The organism is uncultured Aquimarina sp., from assembly GCF_947496855.1.
Taxonomy (GTDB): domain Bacteria; phylum Bacteroidota; class Bacteroidia; order Flavobacteriales; family Flavobacteriaceae; genus Aquimarina.
This window is the reverse complement of the sequence record NZ_CANMED010000001.1, coordinates 59,863-76,070: the sequence shown is the minus strand read 5'-3', so window position 1 is coordinate 76,070 and position 16,208 is coordinate 59,863. Positions and strand designations below refer to the sequence as shown.

The window sequence follows — 16,208 nt, the reverse complement described above, 5'->3', positions numbered from 1 at the left end:
TTAAAGGGTGAGTTTATTATGGATTTTTTCAATTTGAAGCCAAGTTTCTTCTAAATTCGTATTAATAACAACATAATCTGCTAATGGAATCTTTTCGGAGTCCTTCCATTGGTTATTTAGTCTGGCAATAACTGCTGATTTTGTAGTATTATCCCTTTTTAAAACTCTATCAATTCTTGTTTTTTCAGGAGCAGTTACTAGAACCGTATAATCACATTGTTTGTAACCTCCATTTTCAAATAATATGGCTGCTTCTTTTATTACGTACACAGACTTTTGGTCATTCTTCCACTTAGTAAAATGAGCAGCCACTGCTGGATGTACTATAGCATTGAGTTTTTCTAGAAGTTCTTTATTATTAAAAACTTTATCTGCAATAAAGGAGCGATTTAATCCTTCTTCAGTATATGAATTCAAGCCTAACAGATCTATAATCTGCTTCTTCACACCAACATCTTCATTCATCAATTTTTTGGCTTCATCATCTGCAATATAAATAGGTGCTCCGAACTTCGCAAACATCTTTGCCACAGTCGATTTTCCGCTTCCTATTCCTCCTGTAAGTCCTATTACTTTCACCTTCAATTTAGAATTACAAATTGTACTTGCTTGTCTTGTAACCGCACATCATGAATTGATAGTGGCATATCCATTAATTCTAAAATTAGGAAGGAACTATCCTCTGCCAATTTATTATAATCTGCCATGACCTTAAAATCCCTCTGATTGATTTCATTATACTTATCTAGCCCAACTCTATAGACTACTCTTACTTCTTTAGGAAAGATCTTAACCTCCTTACCATCCGGAACATTCATTAATGTTATTGGGATTTCCTGACTTCCTTCTGTGAATTTACTAACTACAATATTTGCTTCTACTTCTTTTGGAATTACTTGAATTCTTGGAGGTAGACCATCAATTTTAATTGACAATATTTTCTTATAATCTGTATTTACCCCATCAAGCTTAAGGTTTTCGGTCGTGACTTGATATATTGTATCTATAATTCTTTTAGGACCACTAATCATAATTGAATCCGGAGAAAGAACAACTCCTTCATCACTACCATATCCAGGAGCGTATTCAATTTCTTTTGTTAATCGTATTGGAATTTTCTTCTTTAAATTAATATCCAATGTCACTTTTAAGGTATCCTTTTGAACAGAAAGCACTCTACCTTTAAAATTTAATTTATCTTTTAAAGATTGATTTGCTTCTCCTAAATAAAAATAATAATCGTTTTCTTCATTAGCCTCTATAGCATTTGTAATATCAAATTTTAATGAAGGCTTCCTCCAAGTATAGTTTATCAATCTAAAACCATTACCATTGAGTGTTAGTTTCAGATTTTGATCACTATTCTCATCTAAAATTCTATCATCTGGTAAATTGGTATACTGAACATCAAACGCTACTTCTTGGGTATAGTTTTTAGAAAATTGTATAAAAACCCATAAAACAGAGGTAAATGCCAAAAAAAACAGAAATGTTTTGACATTATTCCTTTTTAAAGAAAATCTACTCAATTTATTTTTAGACATAGGCATTACTTTGAAAAAAACAACTTCTTAAATTGTTGTTCTGGAACTTTTTTCAATAGATGAATATAATAATAAGATTTTAGGAATCCTTTCCCATATCCATAAAATTGAACAAATACAGCTATAACAGACTGAATACCAATATTTAAACTATTGTAATTTATTGAAGCACTTAGAAAAACAACAATAAAATACAACATACATAACGCTAGAAAATACCAATATCCAACAAAAGTAGCAACAATGGAAAACAATGTATATACCATAAACAAAGTAGGAAACCAATACGTAATTTTAGATGTCTCAGGATGCCATAAATTAAGAATCGGTCTTACTAATCCAAATTTGTTAACTTGTATATAAAATTTATTCCAAGAAATTCTTCGTTTATGAAAAACTTTAGCATTGGGTATCAATGCCGTTTTATAACCAAGTTTCCAAAGTCTAATAGTAAGATCAGGATCTTCACCAGGATGAATATTCCCAAAACCTTTAGATGTCTCAAAAGCTTCTTTAGATATCCCCATATTAAAACTTCGAGGTTGAAATTTACCTAACGTATTCTTTCTTCCTCTAATACCACCAGTGGTGAGATATGAAGTCATACTAAAACTTATAGCTTTCTGCAAATCAGAAAAATCCTTATGCGCATCATCTGGACCTCCAAAACAATGAACAAAGTTTATTGATAAGAAATCTTCTACCTTATTCAGATAATCTGGAGGCAATAACACATCACTATCCAAAATCAGAAAGTAATTTCCTTTTGCCTTACCCATACCGTAGTTACGAGAATCTCCAGGACCTGTATTAAGCTTTTTATAATAACTAATATTCAGTCTACTCCTATACTCTTTAATAACATCTTCCGATGTTTCAGATGAACCGTCTTCTATAATTACTATCTCATAAGTCTTATCATAATCCAGCGAGATCATACTATTTAATAACTCCTGTATTTCGTTAGGTCTATTAAATACGGGAATGATAAAAGAAAAATAAACATTCATAGAGCAAAGGTAAATAAACGAAAGAACCCTAACATCGATTGACGATAGGATTTTAATTCCTTCTAAAGAAATAGTCGCATTAAAATGATAAAAGCTCAACTCTGCGAGAATTGAGCTTTTATAAGATATATTTATGTTTAATATTATTGTTCGTCCACAAACTTTTCCATAACCATCTGACTAACTCCCATATTAGAGAATCCTCCATCGTGATATAAATTTTGTAGTGTTACTTTTTTGGTTAAATCCGAAAACAATGTGATGGTATAATCTGCACAATCGTCTGCCGAAGCATTACCCAATGGAGACATTTTATCCGCATATTCGATAAATCCATCAAATCCTTTTACTCCCTTTCCTGCAGTTGTAGCTGTCGGAGATTGAGAAATAGTATTCACTCTAACTTTCTTATCACGCCCAAAGAAATAGCCAAAACTACGAGCTATGGATTCGAGATATGCCTTATTATCCGCCATATCATTATAATCAGGAAATACTCGCTGAGCAGCCATATAAGTAAGAGCAACAATACTACCCCACTCATTCATTGCTTCTTTTTTAAATAAGGTCTGCATTGTTTTATGAAAAGAAAGTGCAGAAACATCCCACCCCTTTTCACTCCAATCATAATTTAAGTCCGTATAATGACGACCTTTTCTAACATTAACTGACATTCCTATAGAATGCAGAACAAAATCGAGCTTTCCACCTAATATCTCCACTGATTTCTCAACAAGATTTTCTAGATCTTCTAAAGAGGTTGCATCAGCTGGTATGATTTGAGAATTTGTTTTTTCTGCTAGCTCCTTAATAGTTCCCATACGCATTGCTACGGGAGCGTTAGTAAGCACAAAAGTACCTCCTTCTTCAAAAACACGTTCTGCTGTTTTCCAAGCTATTGAATTTTCATCAAGTGCACCGAAAATTATACCTCTTTTACCTTTTAATAAATTGTATGACATTTAATAGTAAATTATAAATGATTTAATGAATTGTAAAGATAACAAAACGACCTAAACCTATACCATAACAGCTTTAGTTTCGATCATATAATAAGGATTTTGCGTGAGTCAAAGCTGAATCAGAAATATTTTTACCTCCTATCATTTCTGCAATTTCTCGAATTCTATCCTCTTCACTTAACAACTTCAATCTTGTAACCGTAGTATTGTTTATGTCTTCTTTAAAAACTTTGTACTGACTCTGCCCGTTAGCAGCTATCTGTGGTAGATGGGTGATACTAAAAACCTGTAAGTTTTTACTCATAGTCATCATCAAATCTGCCATCTTATGCGCTACCTCACCAGAAACTCCGGTGTCTATTTCATCAAAAATAATTGTCGGTAATTGCGTATATCTTGAAAGTATAGCTTTTATACCTATCATGATTCTAGAAAGTTCTCCACCAGAAGCCACTTTCTTTAATTCTCCAAAAGATCCTCCTTTATTTGCCGAGAACAAAAACTCTAATACTTCTTTCCCATTAGAAAAATACTTTTCTTGCAATGTCAATGACGTTTTAAAACTGGCATTAACCATGCCTAATGCTTTTAGAATATCTTCTAATTCTGTTACTAATTTTGGTAACGCTTTCGTCCTTTTCTTATGAATTTTGATAGCAACCTCATCTAATTGTGCTTTTGTTGTCTCTATCTCTTTTCTTGCATTTTCAATATCTCCTGTAAGAGATTCTGTTTTTGATACTTTTTCCTGAAGCTCTTCTTTAATTTTTATAAGTTCCTCTACCGATGACACGGTATGTTTAGTCTGAAGGTTATGAATCATCTGTAATCTTTGACCAACTTCTTCTAATTGTTTAGGATCCGCTTCTAATCGCTCCAACTCATTCTGTAATGAATCATTAATATCTTCTAACTCGATGTATACACTCTGAATTCTATCTGATAGCTCTTTTAATGCTCCAGAATATGGAGCTACTTTAGAAATATTAGTTTTTATAGTATTCAGAAGATCGGAAACTCCAACCTCTTCGGAAGAAACTAAAGATACAGAACCGGATAATCGTTCCTGTATTTCTTCAATATTAATAAGTGTCTCATAACGTTCTTCTAGTTCCAATAACTCTCCAGGTTTAAGCTTTGCTTCTTCTAGCTCATTCAGTAGAAAAGAATTATAATCATGTTCTTTAGTCAATTCTTGTTGACTATCCAGTAGGACTTTTTCTTCTTTTTCTTTTTGCTTTAATAATGATAAACCACGCTTATAAGATTGTATCTCTCTATTAGATTCTGACAGCGCATCTAATACATTAAATTGAAAATCATTAGTAGTCACCTCTAATGTTTGATGTTGACTATGAATATCAATTAAATGAAGCCCTAATCTATTTAGAGAATGTAAGGTAACTGGTGTATCATTAATGAATGCTCTGGATTTTCCAGAAGGTAAGATTTCTCTTCTAATGATCGTCTCTGTTTCATAATCTAAATCCTCTTCTTCGAAAAGTGATTTTAGATCATATTTTTTTATATCAAAAACACCTTCAATACTACATTTTACAGAATTATCTTTTACACTACTAAGATCCGCTCTTTTACCTAGTAAAAGACCCAAAGCACCTAATAGCAAGGATTTACCCGCTCCTGTTTCTCCAGTAATTGTAATCAAACCGGCATCAAATGAAACCTGTAGCTGTTCAATTAAGGCGAAGTTTTTTATTGAAAGACTTCTAAGCAAAAGATAATGATATTTTATTGTTATTAAAGGAAGTAAATATACTACAGTTTTTAAAAATATCTAATAAAAGAAAACCTTAAAACTTTATCTCAGCCCAGTTAGTTGTATAGGTTGGAGCTATCCTTCCGAGTATCGCCATTGTCTCTGCAATATTAAGCGAAGGACCTCCAGAAAGAATTCTAGATACTTCGTCAGCTTTAGCATCAAAAAACACTCTCATCATGTAAGAATTAGGCCTAGTTCTATGCATACTTTCTAGTGTTTTCATTGATTCTAGAATAGACTCTTTTCCTTTTTTCAAGTCGTTATTCATAATATCAAGACCTTCTCTGTGATAAGTATACAATGCGGATCTATATCCATCAAAAGTACCTGATAATAGATCATCATTAAGTCTGAATCGTGTCTGCGCACCATCTTGCCCGTTCCATCCTAATGTATTACTTCCTTGTGCATTATTTACTATACCTTTAGCTTCTTGATAATAATCAGTTCCTGAATTCAATTCGAAAGTATCTGCGTCTACTCCTAAAATAGTATATAAATAAAAAGCGATTACAGAAATAAGATTAGATTCATAACTATTAGGGTTATAATTCAAAGGTTGAAATTCCAGATAATTAAAATTAAACTGTTTATCGTTAATATTTAAAATCGTTGTCTTATAATTGGCACCATAAACAGGTCTTGACGCTTGCACTTGGAAAGTAGCAGAGAAACTATCGTTGGTATTACCAAGAATATTAATAAAAAAACTGCAATCTATTCTTTCTTCTGTTCGGTATTCTAATTCGGTCCACTTAGTATTATTAATAAACTCTGTTACCGATCTCTCTAAAGTTTTAAAAACTTGTAAATTAGGGTTTCCCGTTTGCTCTGCATTTACCACTACAGTAGCATTAAATTCCTGGGCACTAAGTCCAATACCACATAAAATTGTAACAAAAAGAAAAAGTTTATGCATTACGTAGTTCATTAATTTCATTAAAAATATCCAGCGCAACCTCTGTTTTGGTTTTTAATTCAAACGCTTTAATTTCTAATTTATGATTAATCAGTGTTACTTTATTAGTTTGTCCTTTGAAACCTGCTCCTTTATCGTTGAGTGAATTAAGAACAATTAGATCTAAATTCTTCTTTTCTAGCTTGTTTTTTGCATTTTCTTCTTCATTTTCTGTTTCCAAAGCAAATCCAACTAAAAACTGATTTTTTTTCACAGATCCCATCCATTTAAGAATATCTGTGGTACGCTCTAATTCTATAGAAAAATTAGTGTCCGATTTTTTTATTTTCTGATTTGATATAACCTTAGGCCTATAATCTGCAACTGCTGCTGATCCTATTGCAATATCACAACTATCAAATTCTCTCATAACAGCTTCATACATGGATGCCGCACTTACAACAGGCACAACTGTAATAAAATCGTGTGTTACTTTTAGTGAAGATGGTCCTAAAACTAATGTTACTTGTGCTCCCAGATTAGCCGCAGATGTAGCCAACTCTATTCCCATTCTTCCGCTAGAATGATTTCCAATAAACCTTACAGGATCAATCGCTTCATATGTAGGACCTGCAGTTATTAATACCTTTTGGCCTTTTAAAGGAAGTTTTCCTAGAATATCTTTTTCTATAAAATTAACAATGGTAGAAGGTTCGGCCATTCTTCCCTGTCCCACTAACCCACTTGCCAGTTCACCAGATTCCGCAGGGATCATTATATTTCCGAACTCTTGAAGTTTACTAAAAGTTTCGTGAGTAGATGGATGATTATACATATCCAAATCCATTGCAGGCGCGAAATAAACTGGACATTTAGCCGACAAATACGTCGCCAACAACAAGTTATCACTATTACCCGTTGACATTTTGGATAACGTATTGGCTGTAGCTGGAGCTATTACCATTAAATCTGCCCAAAGTCCAAGTTCTACGTGATTATTCCATTCTGCATTCTCATCTTCTTCATTATAAAAAGAAGAATGAACTGGGTTCTTGGATAAAGTAGAAAGTGTAAGTGGCGTTACAAAATCTTTTGCCGTAGGAGTCATTACCACCTTTACTTCTGCACCAGTTTTAATAAAAAGGCGCACCAAGGGAGCTGTTTTATACGCAGCAATACCAGCGGTAACACCTATTAAAATCTTTTTACCGCCTAAGATCGATGACATACTTATAGAGATTCCGTATCTGTCTTAGTATTTCTGTAGTATATTTTACCATCTAACCACTCTTGTGCAGCTAGAGAATGAGGTTTAGGTAATCTTTCATAGAACTTAGAAACCTCAATTTGTTCTTTGTTTTCAAAGATTTCTTCTAGACTATCGTTATATGTTGCGAATTCATCTAGTTTCTCTAAAAGCTCTTTTTTGATATCAGTATTAATTTGATTAGCTCTCTTAGATATTACAGAAATAGCCTCATAAATATTATCTGTAGGTTGATCTACTAAATTCTTATCGATAGTAGTTGTATTTACTGGGGCATTACTTTTTTTCAAATCCATCTTCTCCTATATTTTCTATTTATATTTTTCTAATCTTGTTTTTATATCTTCTGATATTTCTTCAGCATCAGTAGTAAACTCACCTTCTTTAAAATATTTTTTATAATTATTATAATAACCATTAGCTACTTCTAACCTTGATTTTACAAAAACTTCATAACTACCAATAGCCAATAAGTATTGCGATTCTAGCTTGTAATATAATGCTTTTTCTCTAAAAGCAGATCCAGGATAATCGATTAAGTAATTATCAAAAGCGTTAATAGCTACTTTATAATCTTCTCTATGATGAAATTGCTTTGCAATCTCGAAAGCTTTCCTTTCTTTTTTATTTCTTAGTTCGGCAACTAATTTATTTGCTTCCTCAAGGTTTTCACTTTCTGGAAAGGCATTAATATATGTCTGAAGTTTCTCTAAAGCTTCATCTGTCTCTTTTTGATCTAAACTATATCTAGGTGACAAATAATAATAGCTTTTCGCTCCTTTATAGGATGCTTCTTCTCTTTTTTCACTATTAGGGTAAGATTTAGCAAATCTTTCAAACTGATATCCCGCTAGATAATAATCCTCTAAATTATAGTATGTATCAGAATAGTAATACATTACCCTTTCTGCCTGAGGCTTACCTCTGAACTGAGGAACAATCTGTTCAAAAAGACGCAATGCCTTTTTATATTTCCCCTCTTTATATAACTCTTCTGCTAACTTATATTTAGGGCCAACTTCTTCTTCTTTTAGCACTCTTTGGTATTCACTACAAGAACCAAGGGTTAACACAATAATCAGCAAAAACAATAATCTCTTCATATCTTAAAAAAACATCTGGCAAAAATAGATATTTCTACCGTATTACAAAAACTTTAATTCATCTATTAAATAACTAAATAAAAGTCCGCTTGTTGCAAAAGAAAAAAGAAAAACGAACAAAGCTTAACTATTTGATTTGTAATCTTTTGTTTCACCAATTCTATCATGATCCAAAATAGTGAACCCGTCTTCATCATAATGAAATGCCGGAACAAACACTTCATCTAATCTTAAATCACGCAATACATATGAATGGACCTGATGTAGTTCCTGTGCAAAAGACTCATCATAATACGTCACCAATATTAAAATCTCTCCATGTAACCTGCATAGATCTTCTCTACGAAACTCACTCAGAGGACTGGATTCATTAATTGGATGAACTACTGTCCATGTTGTTGGCAAATATGTAATTTCATTTCTTTCTAATTTTAGATTATAGAAGTTATTGACATACTTTTCGTCTTTAGACTTCCGAGATAATGATAATGTAACCTCAACTTTAGGGCGAATCATCACATTCGTGCTTCTACTCATTAATCTAAACATAACACAATCCACTCCTTTATGTTCTTTTACAACCATAACATCGCTAAATCTGATACTCGATTTAGGCTTAGAAAATCTTCCATACAATAGACCAGTGATAAAGGAAAAACTTAATAACCCGATTAAAGCTTCAAAAGAAGAAATTACACCAAAAATAACTCCTTTAGGTGCCATAGCTCCATACCCAACAGTAGTCACCGTTTGGGCCGAAAAAAAGAAAGCCTTTAAGAAATCTCTAAATAAGTTTTCTGTAGGCTCTGCGATCGCAGAGATACCTATTGTCGTGTATATTATTGCAAAAAAAGAATTTATCAATACATACCCTAATAGAACCCAACAAAAAAACTCTGTCCAAGTAATACTGATTAAATAATTATAACTTCTGGAAATAGAAGTACGTCTATTGACATGCTTAATATTAAAAGAGCCATCTGAATTAATAAACCGTTTGGCTTGTTTATCAGAAGATAAACCAATTCCAGGATCTTTAATTCTTTTAGCCATAAAAGCCTTTTAATTATTATTTACGAATTCTTCTATTTTTTTAGCTAGATTCTTAGAAACTGAAATTAAAGGCAATCGCAAATAATCTTGGCAAATTCCTTTTACCTTTAGAATATTCTTGATTCCAGCCGGATTACCTTCTTCAAAAGCATAGTCCAGAATTGGTAACATCTCATATAGTACATCAAATGCCTTTTTTGTTTCTCCAGAAAGCCCTAAACGAATCATTTCTGAAAATTCTTGAGGAAAGCCTTGACCGATAACGCTAATCACTCCATCTCCTCCAGCTGCAACAGCAGGTAATGCCAAGGCATCATCTCCAGAAATAACAAGAAAGTCTTTTGGTCGATCTCTAAGGATTTTAAGTACTTGGTTAAAATCTCCTGTTGCCTCTTTGATCCCTACAATTTTATCTAATTGAGCTAATCTAAGTGTAGTTTCGGCAGTCATATTGGTACCAGTCCTAGACGGAACATTATATAATAAAATTGGCAATGAAGCTTCATCATTAATAGTCTTGTAATGCTGATAAATACCTTCTTGACTTGGTCTATTGTACATAGGAACTACAGACAGTATAGCATCAAAATCAGACAAATCAGTATCCTTCATTTCTTGAAGAATAGCCGCCGTATTATTACCACCTATACCAATCATAAGTGGTAGCCTTTTGTTATTTATTTTTACAATATGTATTACTAAGTTCTTTTTTTCTTCTTTTGTAAGCGTTACAGACTCAGCAGTAGTTCCCAAGACTACTAGATACTCTACCCCACCATCAATACAAAATTCAACTAACGATTCAACTCCTTCAAAATCAATTGAACCATCACTATTAAAAGGCGTTGCCAATGCTACACCAGTTCCTCTCAGAAAAGCACTCATATTATATTATCTCTAAAATTTTTAAATATTTTTTTAATTCGGAAATAAAAAGATTTATGTTTTGATTAGTATCACCTATTACTAAATCATTGATGCGATTATCAATTTCGGCAAAGCCTACTTTAAACTTAGATTTTGATGCCGCAGCAACATAATCCAGCTCCAACTTGCTTTCTGAATAGAAGTTTATCAAAACATCATAATCATTATTTATAAAGTCATTTAGCGAATTACTCTTAACCGATCCATTTACACCAAAACTCTTATCATTATAATATGCAGCATCTTTATCATCAGAAATTTCTTTCTGATCTTCTTTATACCCCATTACTTTTAGCCGTTCTGATTTAACGCCTAACTCATTAGCAAGCTTAACTACTGATAGTACATTCACTGATTGTGAAGCATCTATCAGAACGGCTAAACTCTTTATACCAGAAACCTCTTTTGCCAGAGATTTTCTTTTTTTGATATGAGATTCAATGCTTTTTTTTAGCGCATTTTTTTTAAGACCCTTTAAAATCATTTATAAATAAAGATTAAGACACAAATGTAGCTATTTTACATTTTAAAAGTATGTTGTATGTGACAAGAAAAACAGAAAACAATAAAGTATTTAACTTTTAGTTATTTAAATAACAATACAAGCACAATGTGTTTTATTATGCGATAAACTTATAATCTAAGCTCTAAAAGTACTTGTCTTTTTCGTATTCCAAATTAATTGGTTTTGCCTCCATCAAAAATCTAAGAAAAAAGTATAACCCAGCAATTTCTGCAATATTAATGAGTATCGTAAACACTCTGGTATGAAAATAAAAATAATTGATTAATAATAACGCATTAACAAAAAGACAACAGCTTGCTGAAATAAAAAGTCGAAAATTACCTTCATACTTATCGGTAATATAAACAAAGAAACAAGCTGCTACAAAAAGTAGAAGTACAATTAGAATCATAAAAAATAAAAAAAAGGAATCCATTAGACTAGGAAGTACTAATTGAGATATTGAAAAAATCAAATACGATATAAGAGCTAAACTGATCACAATAGGAAAAGTTATAAATTTCTTTATTTGTAGATCCGCAAGAGCTATATATTTTTTCAGCAAAAAAATACATAGTAAATAAAATGTTACGATAATTATAGCAACTAGATCAAAATACGTAGCAAAATCTAGATAAATCAATGTATCATTAACCAAAATAACTAACATGCTCGCTACATAATATAGATTTATCGATTTAACATTAGAAATATGAACGAGTATCAAAGAGATCGGAACCAAAGGTTTTGTAAAAATCAAATACTCTTCGTCTAAAAATATAGCAACTAAGATAACAATCAAAAAAGAAAAATAAAACAGTATGTAGGCTCCCCCAATACTTCTTGATGTTAATAAAAGTTTTCTCATAAATCTTAATACCCGTTTAAGATATTAAAAATCAACAATTAAACTAAAAAAACTCTACATTATTAGGTTTCAAATCTTTTTGCTCAATAAAGAATTTAATTAAAAAGTAATGTCCAAAAACTTGTAGAACGTTGGTAATAACTACAAAAACATCCAAATAAACATACAATTTATTGAGTACAGTAAGAATATTTACGATAAGAAAACAAGATGCAGCAATCATCAAAGATGAACTAACCACAGTCTTACTATTAAGATAGATATAATAACAAAAACCAATAAAGAATATAAATAATACAATCAAAACATTTAAATACACCTGATCATTACTAATATTTAAAGAAATCATATCAGCCACAGAGTAAACAACATATACAATCAATCCCATTGTTATTGCCAATTGAAGCGTAAAAATTTTCTTAAGCTGTATTTTAACTTTCTGCATACTCTTCCATAATAAAATCATATTTAAAATATAGTATAATGATCCAAGAACATTTATTACCCTAAAATACTTTTTAAAACCTATAACAGATAGTATTTCTGCAGACAAAATTAGTAGCAATGCCACTAATACTAAATAATTTATTTTATCTACCCCAACAACATAAAAAAAGGAAACCGAACAAATAACCAAAGGCTTAGCATATATCAACCATTCTTCCTTAAAGATAGACGTTAACAACAGTAAAACTCCTGAAATAAACAATAATTGATATGCTAGTTTTGTCTTACTCAACAATATTTTAATTTATAATTTAAAATCCTTCAAACTCTTCAGATTTAAGGTATTTATATTTAGTAATCATATAGTTCACTAAAAAAATCAGCGCAATAGGTAAACAAATCAACCTAATCATCTTTAACTCATTTGACTCAAGATAAAAATTGTCTATCAATAAAATAAAATCACTAAAAGTAAAATTTAGCATTGCCAAAAAAAACCATAATGACTTTTCTGATCTAATATTTATGTAGTGCATTGCTCCGACAATTAGCAAAACATAAAGCAATGACAAATGAAGAAATCCTATTAGATTTAAATCCCCCATCGGCTCTCTTATAACCGAATATGTAATAAAAAATATAACTGTATACAAAGAACTTCCTAATACTAATGTAAAAACATCTCTTCGGTTATATCTAAAAGACTTATGATTATTATACAAAAAATAAAACAACAATGTATAACCAATTATACTAATCAACATCCTATGTTCTATGGTAATTACATCATCAATTAAATGAATCAATTCTGAAATAAAAAATACGCAAAGAATAATAATATGGAGTGTTTTTATTTTTTTACTACTCCACACATAACGTAATATGATTAATATAAACAATATTGGCTTACCATAAGTGCTTAAAAAAGGAATTCCAAATACAAATCCTAGCACCTGTAATACAATCAAAAAAGAAATTAAAAATTTTAGTAGCTTCCCCTCATTCATTAAATTTAAATTGCATAAAAAAAAGGAATATTCCTATCAAAATGCTGTATTAAACAATTTTTCCTTTTGTTAATATACTAAATTTCAGTCAAATAAACGAGAACACAATAGCCAACTACTTCTTACCTCCTTATTTTTAAAGGATCTGCACTTGAAATTTTAAACTTTACTAAGAAAAACACTGCTAATAATTGATATATAGAATTTATAATCTTTAACTCTAACGAAGGAACATAAAATCGATCTAATGCAAAACAGGCATCACTGATAACAAAATTTAAAATAGCAATAGCAAACCAGAGAGACCTAGGAGACCTTATGTTTATATATTGAAAAATGGCTCCAATTAACAAAGAATAAAGAATTACAAAATAAGCTATCCCGAAAGGCCTTATATCTCCCATATTTTGATTGGTAACTACAAATATTGCGTAAACGATACTAGTCCAAAACACAAAGAAAACCACCATATAAATAACATCTATATTACTATATTCTATAGGTTTTCGATTTTTATACAAAAAATAAAACAGAATAAAATAACACAAAGTATAACTAAGTAAAACATACCTAAAACCATTCTCAATTCCAGTTAACAGGAATATGTCCCCTAGAAAACAAAGTGATAAGACCACTATAAATAAAGAGTCGACTTTATCAACGTTAAACCAATACAACATGAAAAACAAAGGCACAGTCATTGGTTTCGCATACAATTCAATTATTGGATTTTGTAAAATTGTACTTAGAACACACAAGCCTCCAGTGATCAATAATAGTATTTTTATAAGCGTTCTTACTTTCATCAACCAATCAAGTTAAGAAAATCATCTTCACTTATAATTGTAATTCCTAATTTATTTGCTTTTTCTAATTTACTAGGCCCCATATTAGCTCCAGCTACAACGTATGTCGTTTTAGAAGAAATAGAACTAGACACTTTACCGGAATTATCTTCTATCAATTTCTTGAGCTCATTACGAGATACTTTTTCAAAAACACCAGAAACCACAAAGGTTTGACCTTTTAATGTGTCTGTTTGATCAGCAAGTTTATCTGCAGAAATTTGCAACTGAACACCATATTGCAAAAGCCTGTTTACTAACCTCCTATTATCTTCTGTATCAAAAAATTCTCGTACACTTTGCGCAATTTTAATCCCTATTTCGTCTACATTAACTAGTTCTTCTTCTGTAGCAGCAATAATCGATTCGATAGATTTATAATGTTTGACAAGTTTTTTTGCTACAGTTTCTCCCACATATCTTATTCCTAAACCAAACAAAACTCTTTCGAAAGGAATTTCCTTAGACTTAGCAATTCCTTCGATTAAATTATCCGCGCTTTTTTCTGCCATTCGTTCTAACGGAATTACTTGCTCTTTTTTTAGGTCATATAAATCTGCATAATTAGTAATTAACCCTTCTTTCACTAATAAAGCAACGGTTTCGCCCCCTAAACCTTCTATATCTAAAGCTTTACGAGAAATATAATGTTGTATTCTACCAATAATCTGAGGGGGACAACCATTAACATTAGGACAATAATGTTGCGCTTCACCTTCTTTTCTTACTAATTCGGTATTACATTCAGGGCAGGATGTTATATATTCAGTAGGAATAGAACTTTTATCTCTTTTAGTAAAGTCTACACTTACTATTTTCGGTATTATCTCACCACCTTTTTCAACAAAAACTGTATCCTCTTCCCTAATATCTAGTTTAGCAATCTGATCTGCATTATGCAGTGATGCTCTCTTTACGGTTGTTCCTGCTAATTGTACAGGTTCTAGATTCGCTACAGGTGTTATAGCTCCAGTTCTACCAACCTGATACGTAATTTCATTTAATGTAGTAATGGCTTGTTCCGCTTTAAATTTGTATGCCATTGCCCATCTTGGCGCTTTGGAAGTAAAGCCTAACTCTTCTTGTTGTTGCAGATCATTAACTTTAATAACTACTCCATCCGTTTCATAAGGTAACTCTCTTCTTTTCTCATCCCACATATTAATAAACTCTAGAACTCCATCTATAGAAGTAACTAATCGTGATTCTTTCGGAACTTTAAAACCCCATTCTCTGGCTTTCTCTAAACTATCATGTTGAGAAGAAATCCCTAACCGATCTCCTGCAAGATTATACAATAAACAATCCAAAGGGCGCTTAGCTGTCTCACTACTATCCTGAAGTTTTAGACTTCCGGAAGCTGTATTTCTAGGATTTGCATATGGCTCTTCTCCAGCTGCAATTCGTTCCTGATTCATCTTTGCAAAACCTTCATACGGTAATACAATCTCACCTCTTATATCAAACTTTGAAGGATAATCTCCTTTCAATTTTAACGGAACAGACTTAATAGTTTTTACGTTAGTAGTTACATCATCTCCCTGAATTCCATCCCCTCTTGTAACAGCACGAATTAACTCTCCATTTTCATAAGTAAGACTTATAGAAGCTCCATCATATTTAAGTTCACACGTATAGCTTACATCACCATCAACCAATTTTTTAATTCTGATTTCCCAGTCTAGTAAATCTTCTTTAGAATAGGAGTTATCTAATGAATACATACGTTGCTCATGAACCACAGTATTAAAATTCTTAGTAACCTCTCCTCCAACTCTTAGGGTAGGTGAATTTGCATCATAAAATTCAGGATGTTTCTCTTCTAATACCTGAAGGTCTTTGAGTTTCATATCAAACTCATAATCACTTATAGTAGCTGCATCAAGTACGTAGTAACTATAATTATGTTGTCTTAATTCCTCTCTTAATTGATTGATTTGTTGTTCTACACTCATTGTTCTGGTATCAGTTTTCCGGTATCAGTATTTTTAT

General features: G+C 31.5%; 17 protein-coding genes. All 17 read right to left on the bottom strand.

Features of this window, described 5'->3' with window-relative positions:
- The gene (gene coaE, locus Q0921_RS00365) at positions 1-579 is read right to left on the bottom strand and encodes a dephospho-CoA kinase (RefSeq protein WP_299251584.1); all 579 of its coding nucleotides are present in this window, start codon (positions 577-579) and stop codon (positions 1-3) included.
- 2 nt (positions 580-581) lie between these two features.
- Positions 582-1,544: a CdaR family protein gene (locus Q0921_RS00360; RefSeq protein ID WP_299251579.1), complete on the bottom strand. Its 963-nt coding sequence runs from the start codon at positions 1,542-1,544 to the stop codon at positions 582-584.
- 5 nt (positions 1,545-1,549) lie between these two features.
- Complete coding sequence (locus Q0921_RS00355) at positions 1,550-2,554, bottom strand: glycosyltransferase (protein ID WP_299251576.1); 1,005 nt, start codon at positions 2,552-2,554, stop codon at positions 1,550-1,552.
- A gap of 143 nt (positions 2,555-2,697) precedes the next feature.
- Positions 2,698-3,516 carry an SDR family oxidoreductase gene (locus Q0921_RS00350; RefSeq protein WP_299251574.1) on the bottom strand — a complete coding sequence of 273 codons (819 nt, stop codon included), beginning with the start codon at positions 3,514-3,516 and terminating at the stop codon, positions 2,698-2,700.
- 73 nt (positions 3,517-3,589) lie between these two features.
- Entirely contained in the window at positions 3,590-5,251 is a 1,662-nt protein-coding gene (recN, locus tag Q0921_RS00345) for a DNA repair protein RecN (protein WP_299251572.1), read from the bottom strand.
- 76 nt (positions 5,252-5,327) lie between these two features.
- A complete protein-coding gene (locus Q0921_RS00340) occupies positions 5,328-6,215 on the bottom strand; it encodes a DUF4835 family protein (protein ID WP_299251569.1) in 888 nt (295 codons plus the stop codon).
- Complete coding sequence (gene coaBC / locus Q0921_RS00335) at positions 6,208-7,422, bottom strand: bifunctional phosphopantothenoylcysteine decarboxylase/phosphopantothenate--cysteine ligase CoaBC (RefSeq protein ID WP_299251566.1); 1,215 nt, start codon at positions 7,420-7,422, stop codon at positions 6,208-6,210. Before coaBC ends, Q0921_RS00340 begins: the two co-directional genes overlap by 8 nt.
- Before the next feature lie 2 nt (positions 7,423-7,424).
- Positions 7,425-7,757 (bottom strand): DNA-directed RNA polymerase subunit omega, encoded by a 333-nt coding sequence (locus tag Q0921_RS00330; protein ID WP_299251563.1) that lies wholly within the window; start codon positions 7,755-7,757, stop codon positions 7,425-7,427.
- Positions 7,758-7,772: 15 nt separating this feature from the next.
- Entirely contained in the window at positions 7,773-8,564 is a 792-nt protein-coding gene (locus Q0921_RS00325) for an outer membrane protein assembly factor BamD (RefSeq protein WP_299251560.1), read from the bottom strand.
- Between the two features lie 123 nt (positions 8,565-8,687).
- Complete coding sequence (locus Q0921_RS00320) at positions 8,688-9,617, bottom strand: ion channel (RefSeq protein WP_299251557.1); 930 nt, start codon at positions 9,615-9,617, stop codon at positions 8,688-8,690.
- A 9-nt stretch (positions 9,618-9,626) separates the two neighbouring features.
- A complete protein-coding gene (gene dapA / locus Q0921_RS00315) occupies positions 9,627-10,502 on the bottom strand; it encodes a 4-hydroxy-tetrahydrodipicolinate synthase (protein ID WP_299251554.1) in 876 nt (291 codons plus the stop codon).
- A gap of 1 nt (position 10,503) precedes the next feature.
- On the bottom strand, positions 10,504-11,028 hold the full coding sequence (locus tag Q0921_RS00310) for a hypothetical protein (protein WP_299251551.1): 525 nt from the start codon (positions 11,026-11,028) through the stop codon (positions 10,504-10,506).
- A 163-nt stretch (positions 11,029-11,191) separates the two neighbouring features.
- A complete protein-coding gene (locus tag Q0921_RS00305; RefSeq protein ID WP_299251548.1) occupies positions 11,192-11,917 on the bottom strand; it encodes a hypothetical protein in 726 nt (241 codons plus the stop codon).
- Positions 11,918-11,960: 43 nt separating this feature from the next.
- Positions 11,961-12,656: a hypothetical protein gene (locus Q0921_RS00300; protein ID WP_299251545.1), complete on the bottom strand. Its 696-nt coding sequence runs from the start codon at positions 12,654-12,656 to the stop codon at positions 11,961-11,963.
- Positions 12,657-12,675: 19 nt separating this feature from the next.
- The gene (locus Q0921_RS00295) at positions 12,676-13,332 is read right to left on the bottom strand and encodes a hypothetical protein (protein ID WP_299251542.1); all 657 of its coding nucleotides are present in this window, start codon (positions 13,330-13,332) and stop codon (positions 12,676-12,678) included.
- A gap of 161 nt (positions 13,333-13,493) precedes the next feature.
- Positions 13,494-14,177: a lysoplasmalogenase family protein gene (locus Q0921_RS00290; RefSeq protein WP_299251539.1), complete on the bottom strand. Its 684-nt coding sequence runs from the start codon at positions 14,175-14,177 to the stop codon at positions 13,494-13,496.
- Complete coding sequence (ligA, locus tag Q0921_RS00285; protein ID WP_299251536.1) at positions 14,177-16,171, bottom strand: NAD-dependent DNA ligase LigA; 1,995 nt, start codon at positions 16,169-16,171, stop codon at positions 14,177-14,179. The genes Q0921_RS00290 and ligA overlap by 1 nt, the downstream gene beginning before the upstream one ends.
- Positions 16,172-16,208: the final 37 nt, after the last annotated feature.

Bases quoted from the DNA above. Each gene is read 5' to 3' on its own strand.
- Q0921_RS00360 (WP_299251579.1), bottom strand. From the start codon at position 1,544: ATGTCTAAAAATAAATTGAGTAGATTTTCTTTAAAAAGGAATAATGTC.
- Q0921_RS00355 (WP_299251576.1), bottom strand. From the start codon at position 2,554: ATGAATGTTTATTTTTCTTTTATCATTCCCGTATTTAATAGACCTAAC.
- Q0921_RS00350 (WP_299251574.1), bottom strand. From the start codon at position 3,516: ATGTCATACAATTTATTAAAAGGTAAAAGAGGTATAATTTTCGGTGCA.
- Q0921_RS00340 (WP_299251569.1), bottom strand. From the start codon at position 6,215: ATGCATAAACTTTTTCTTTTTGTTACAATTTTATGTGGTATTGGACTT.
- coaBC (WP_299251566.1), bottom strand. From the start codon at position 7,422: ATGTCATCGATCTTAGGCGGTAAAAAGATTTTAATAGGTGTTACCGCT.
- Q0921_RS00330 (WP_299251563.1), bottom strand. From the start codon at position 7,757: ATGGATTTGAAAAAAAGTAATGCCCCAGTAAATACAACTACTATCGAT.
- Q0921_RS00325 (WP_299251560.1), bottom strand. From the start codon at position 8,564: ATGAAGAGATTATTGTTTTTGCTGATTATTGTGTTAACCCTTGGTTCT.
- Q0921_RS00320 (WP_299251557.1), bottom strand. From the start codon at position 9,617: ATGGCTAAAAGAATTAAAGATCCTGGAATTGGTTTATCTTCTGATAAA.
- dapA (WP_299251554.1), bottom strand. From the start codon at position 10,502: ATGAGTGCTTTTCTGAGAGGAACTGGTGTAGCATTGGCAACGCCTTTT.
- Q0921_RS00310 (WP_299251551.1), bottom strand. From the start codon at position 11,028: ATGATTTTAAAGGGTCTTAAAAAAAATGCGCTAAAAAAAAGCATTGAA.
- Q0921_RS00305 (WP_299251548.1), bottom strand. From the start codon at position 11,917: ATGAGAAAACTTTTATTAACATCAAGAAGTATTGGGGGAGCCTACATA.
- Q0921_RS00290 (WP_299251539.1), bottom strand. From the start codon at position 14,177: ATGAAAGTAAGAACGCTTATAAAAATACTATTATTGATCACTGGAGGC.
- ligA (WP_299251536.1), bottom strand. From the start codon at position 16,171: ATGAGTGTAGAACAACAAATCAATCAATTAAGAGAGGAATTAAGACAA.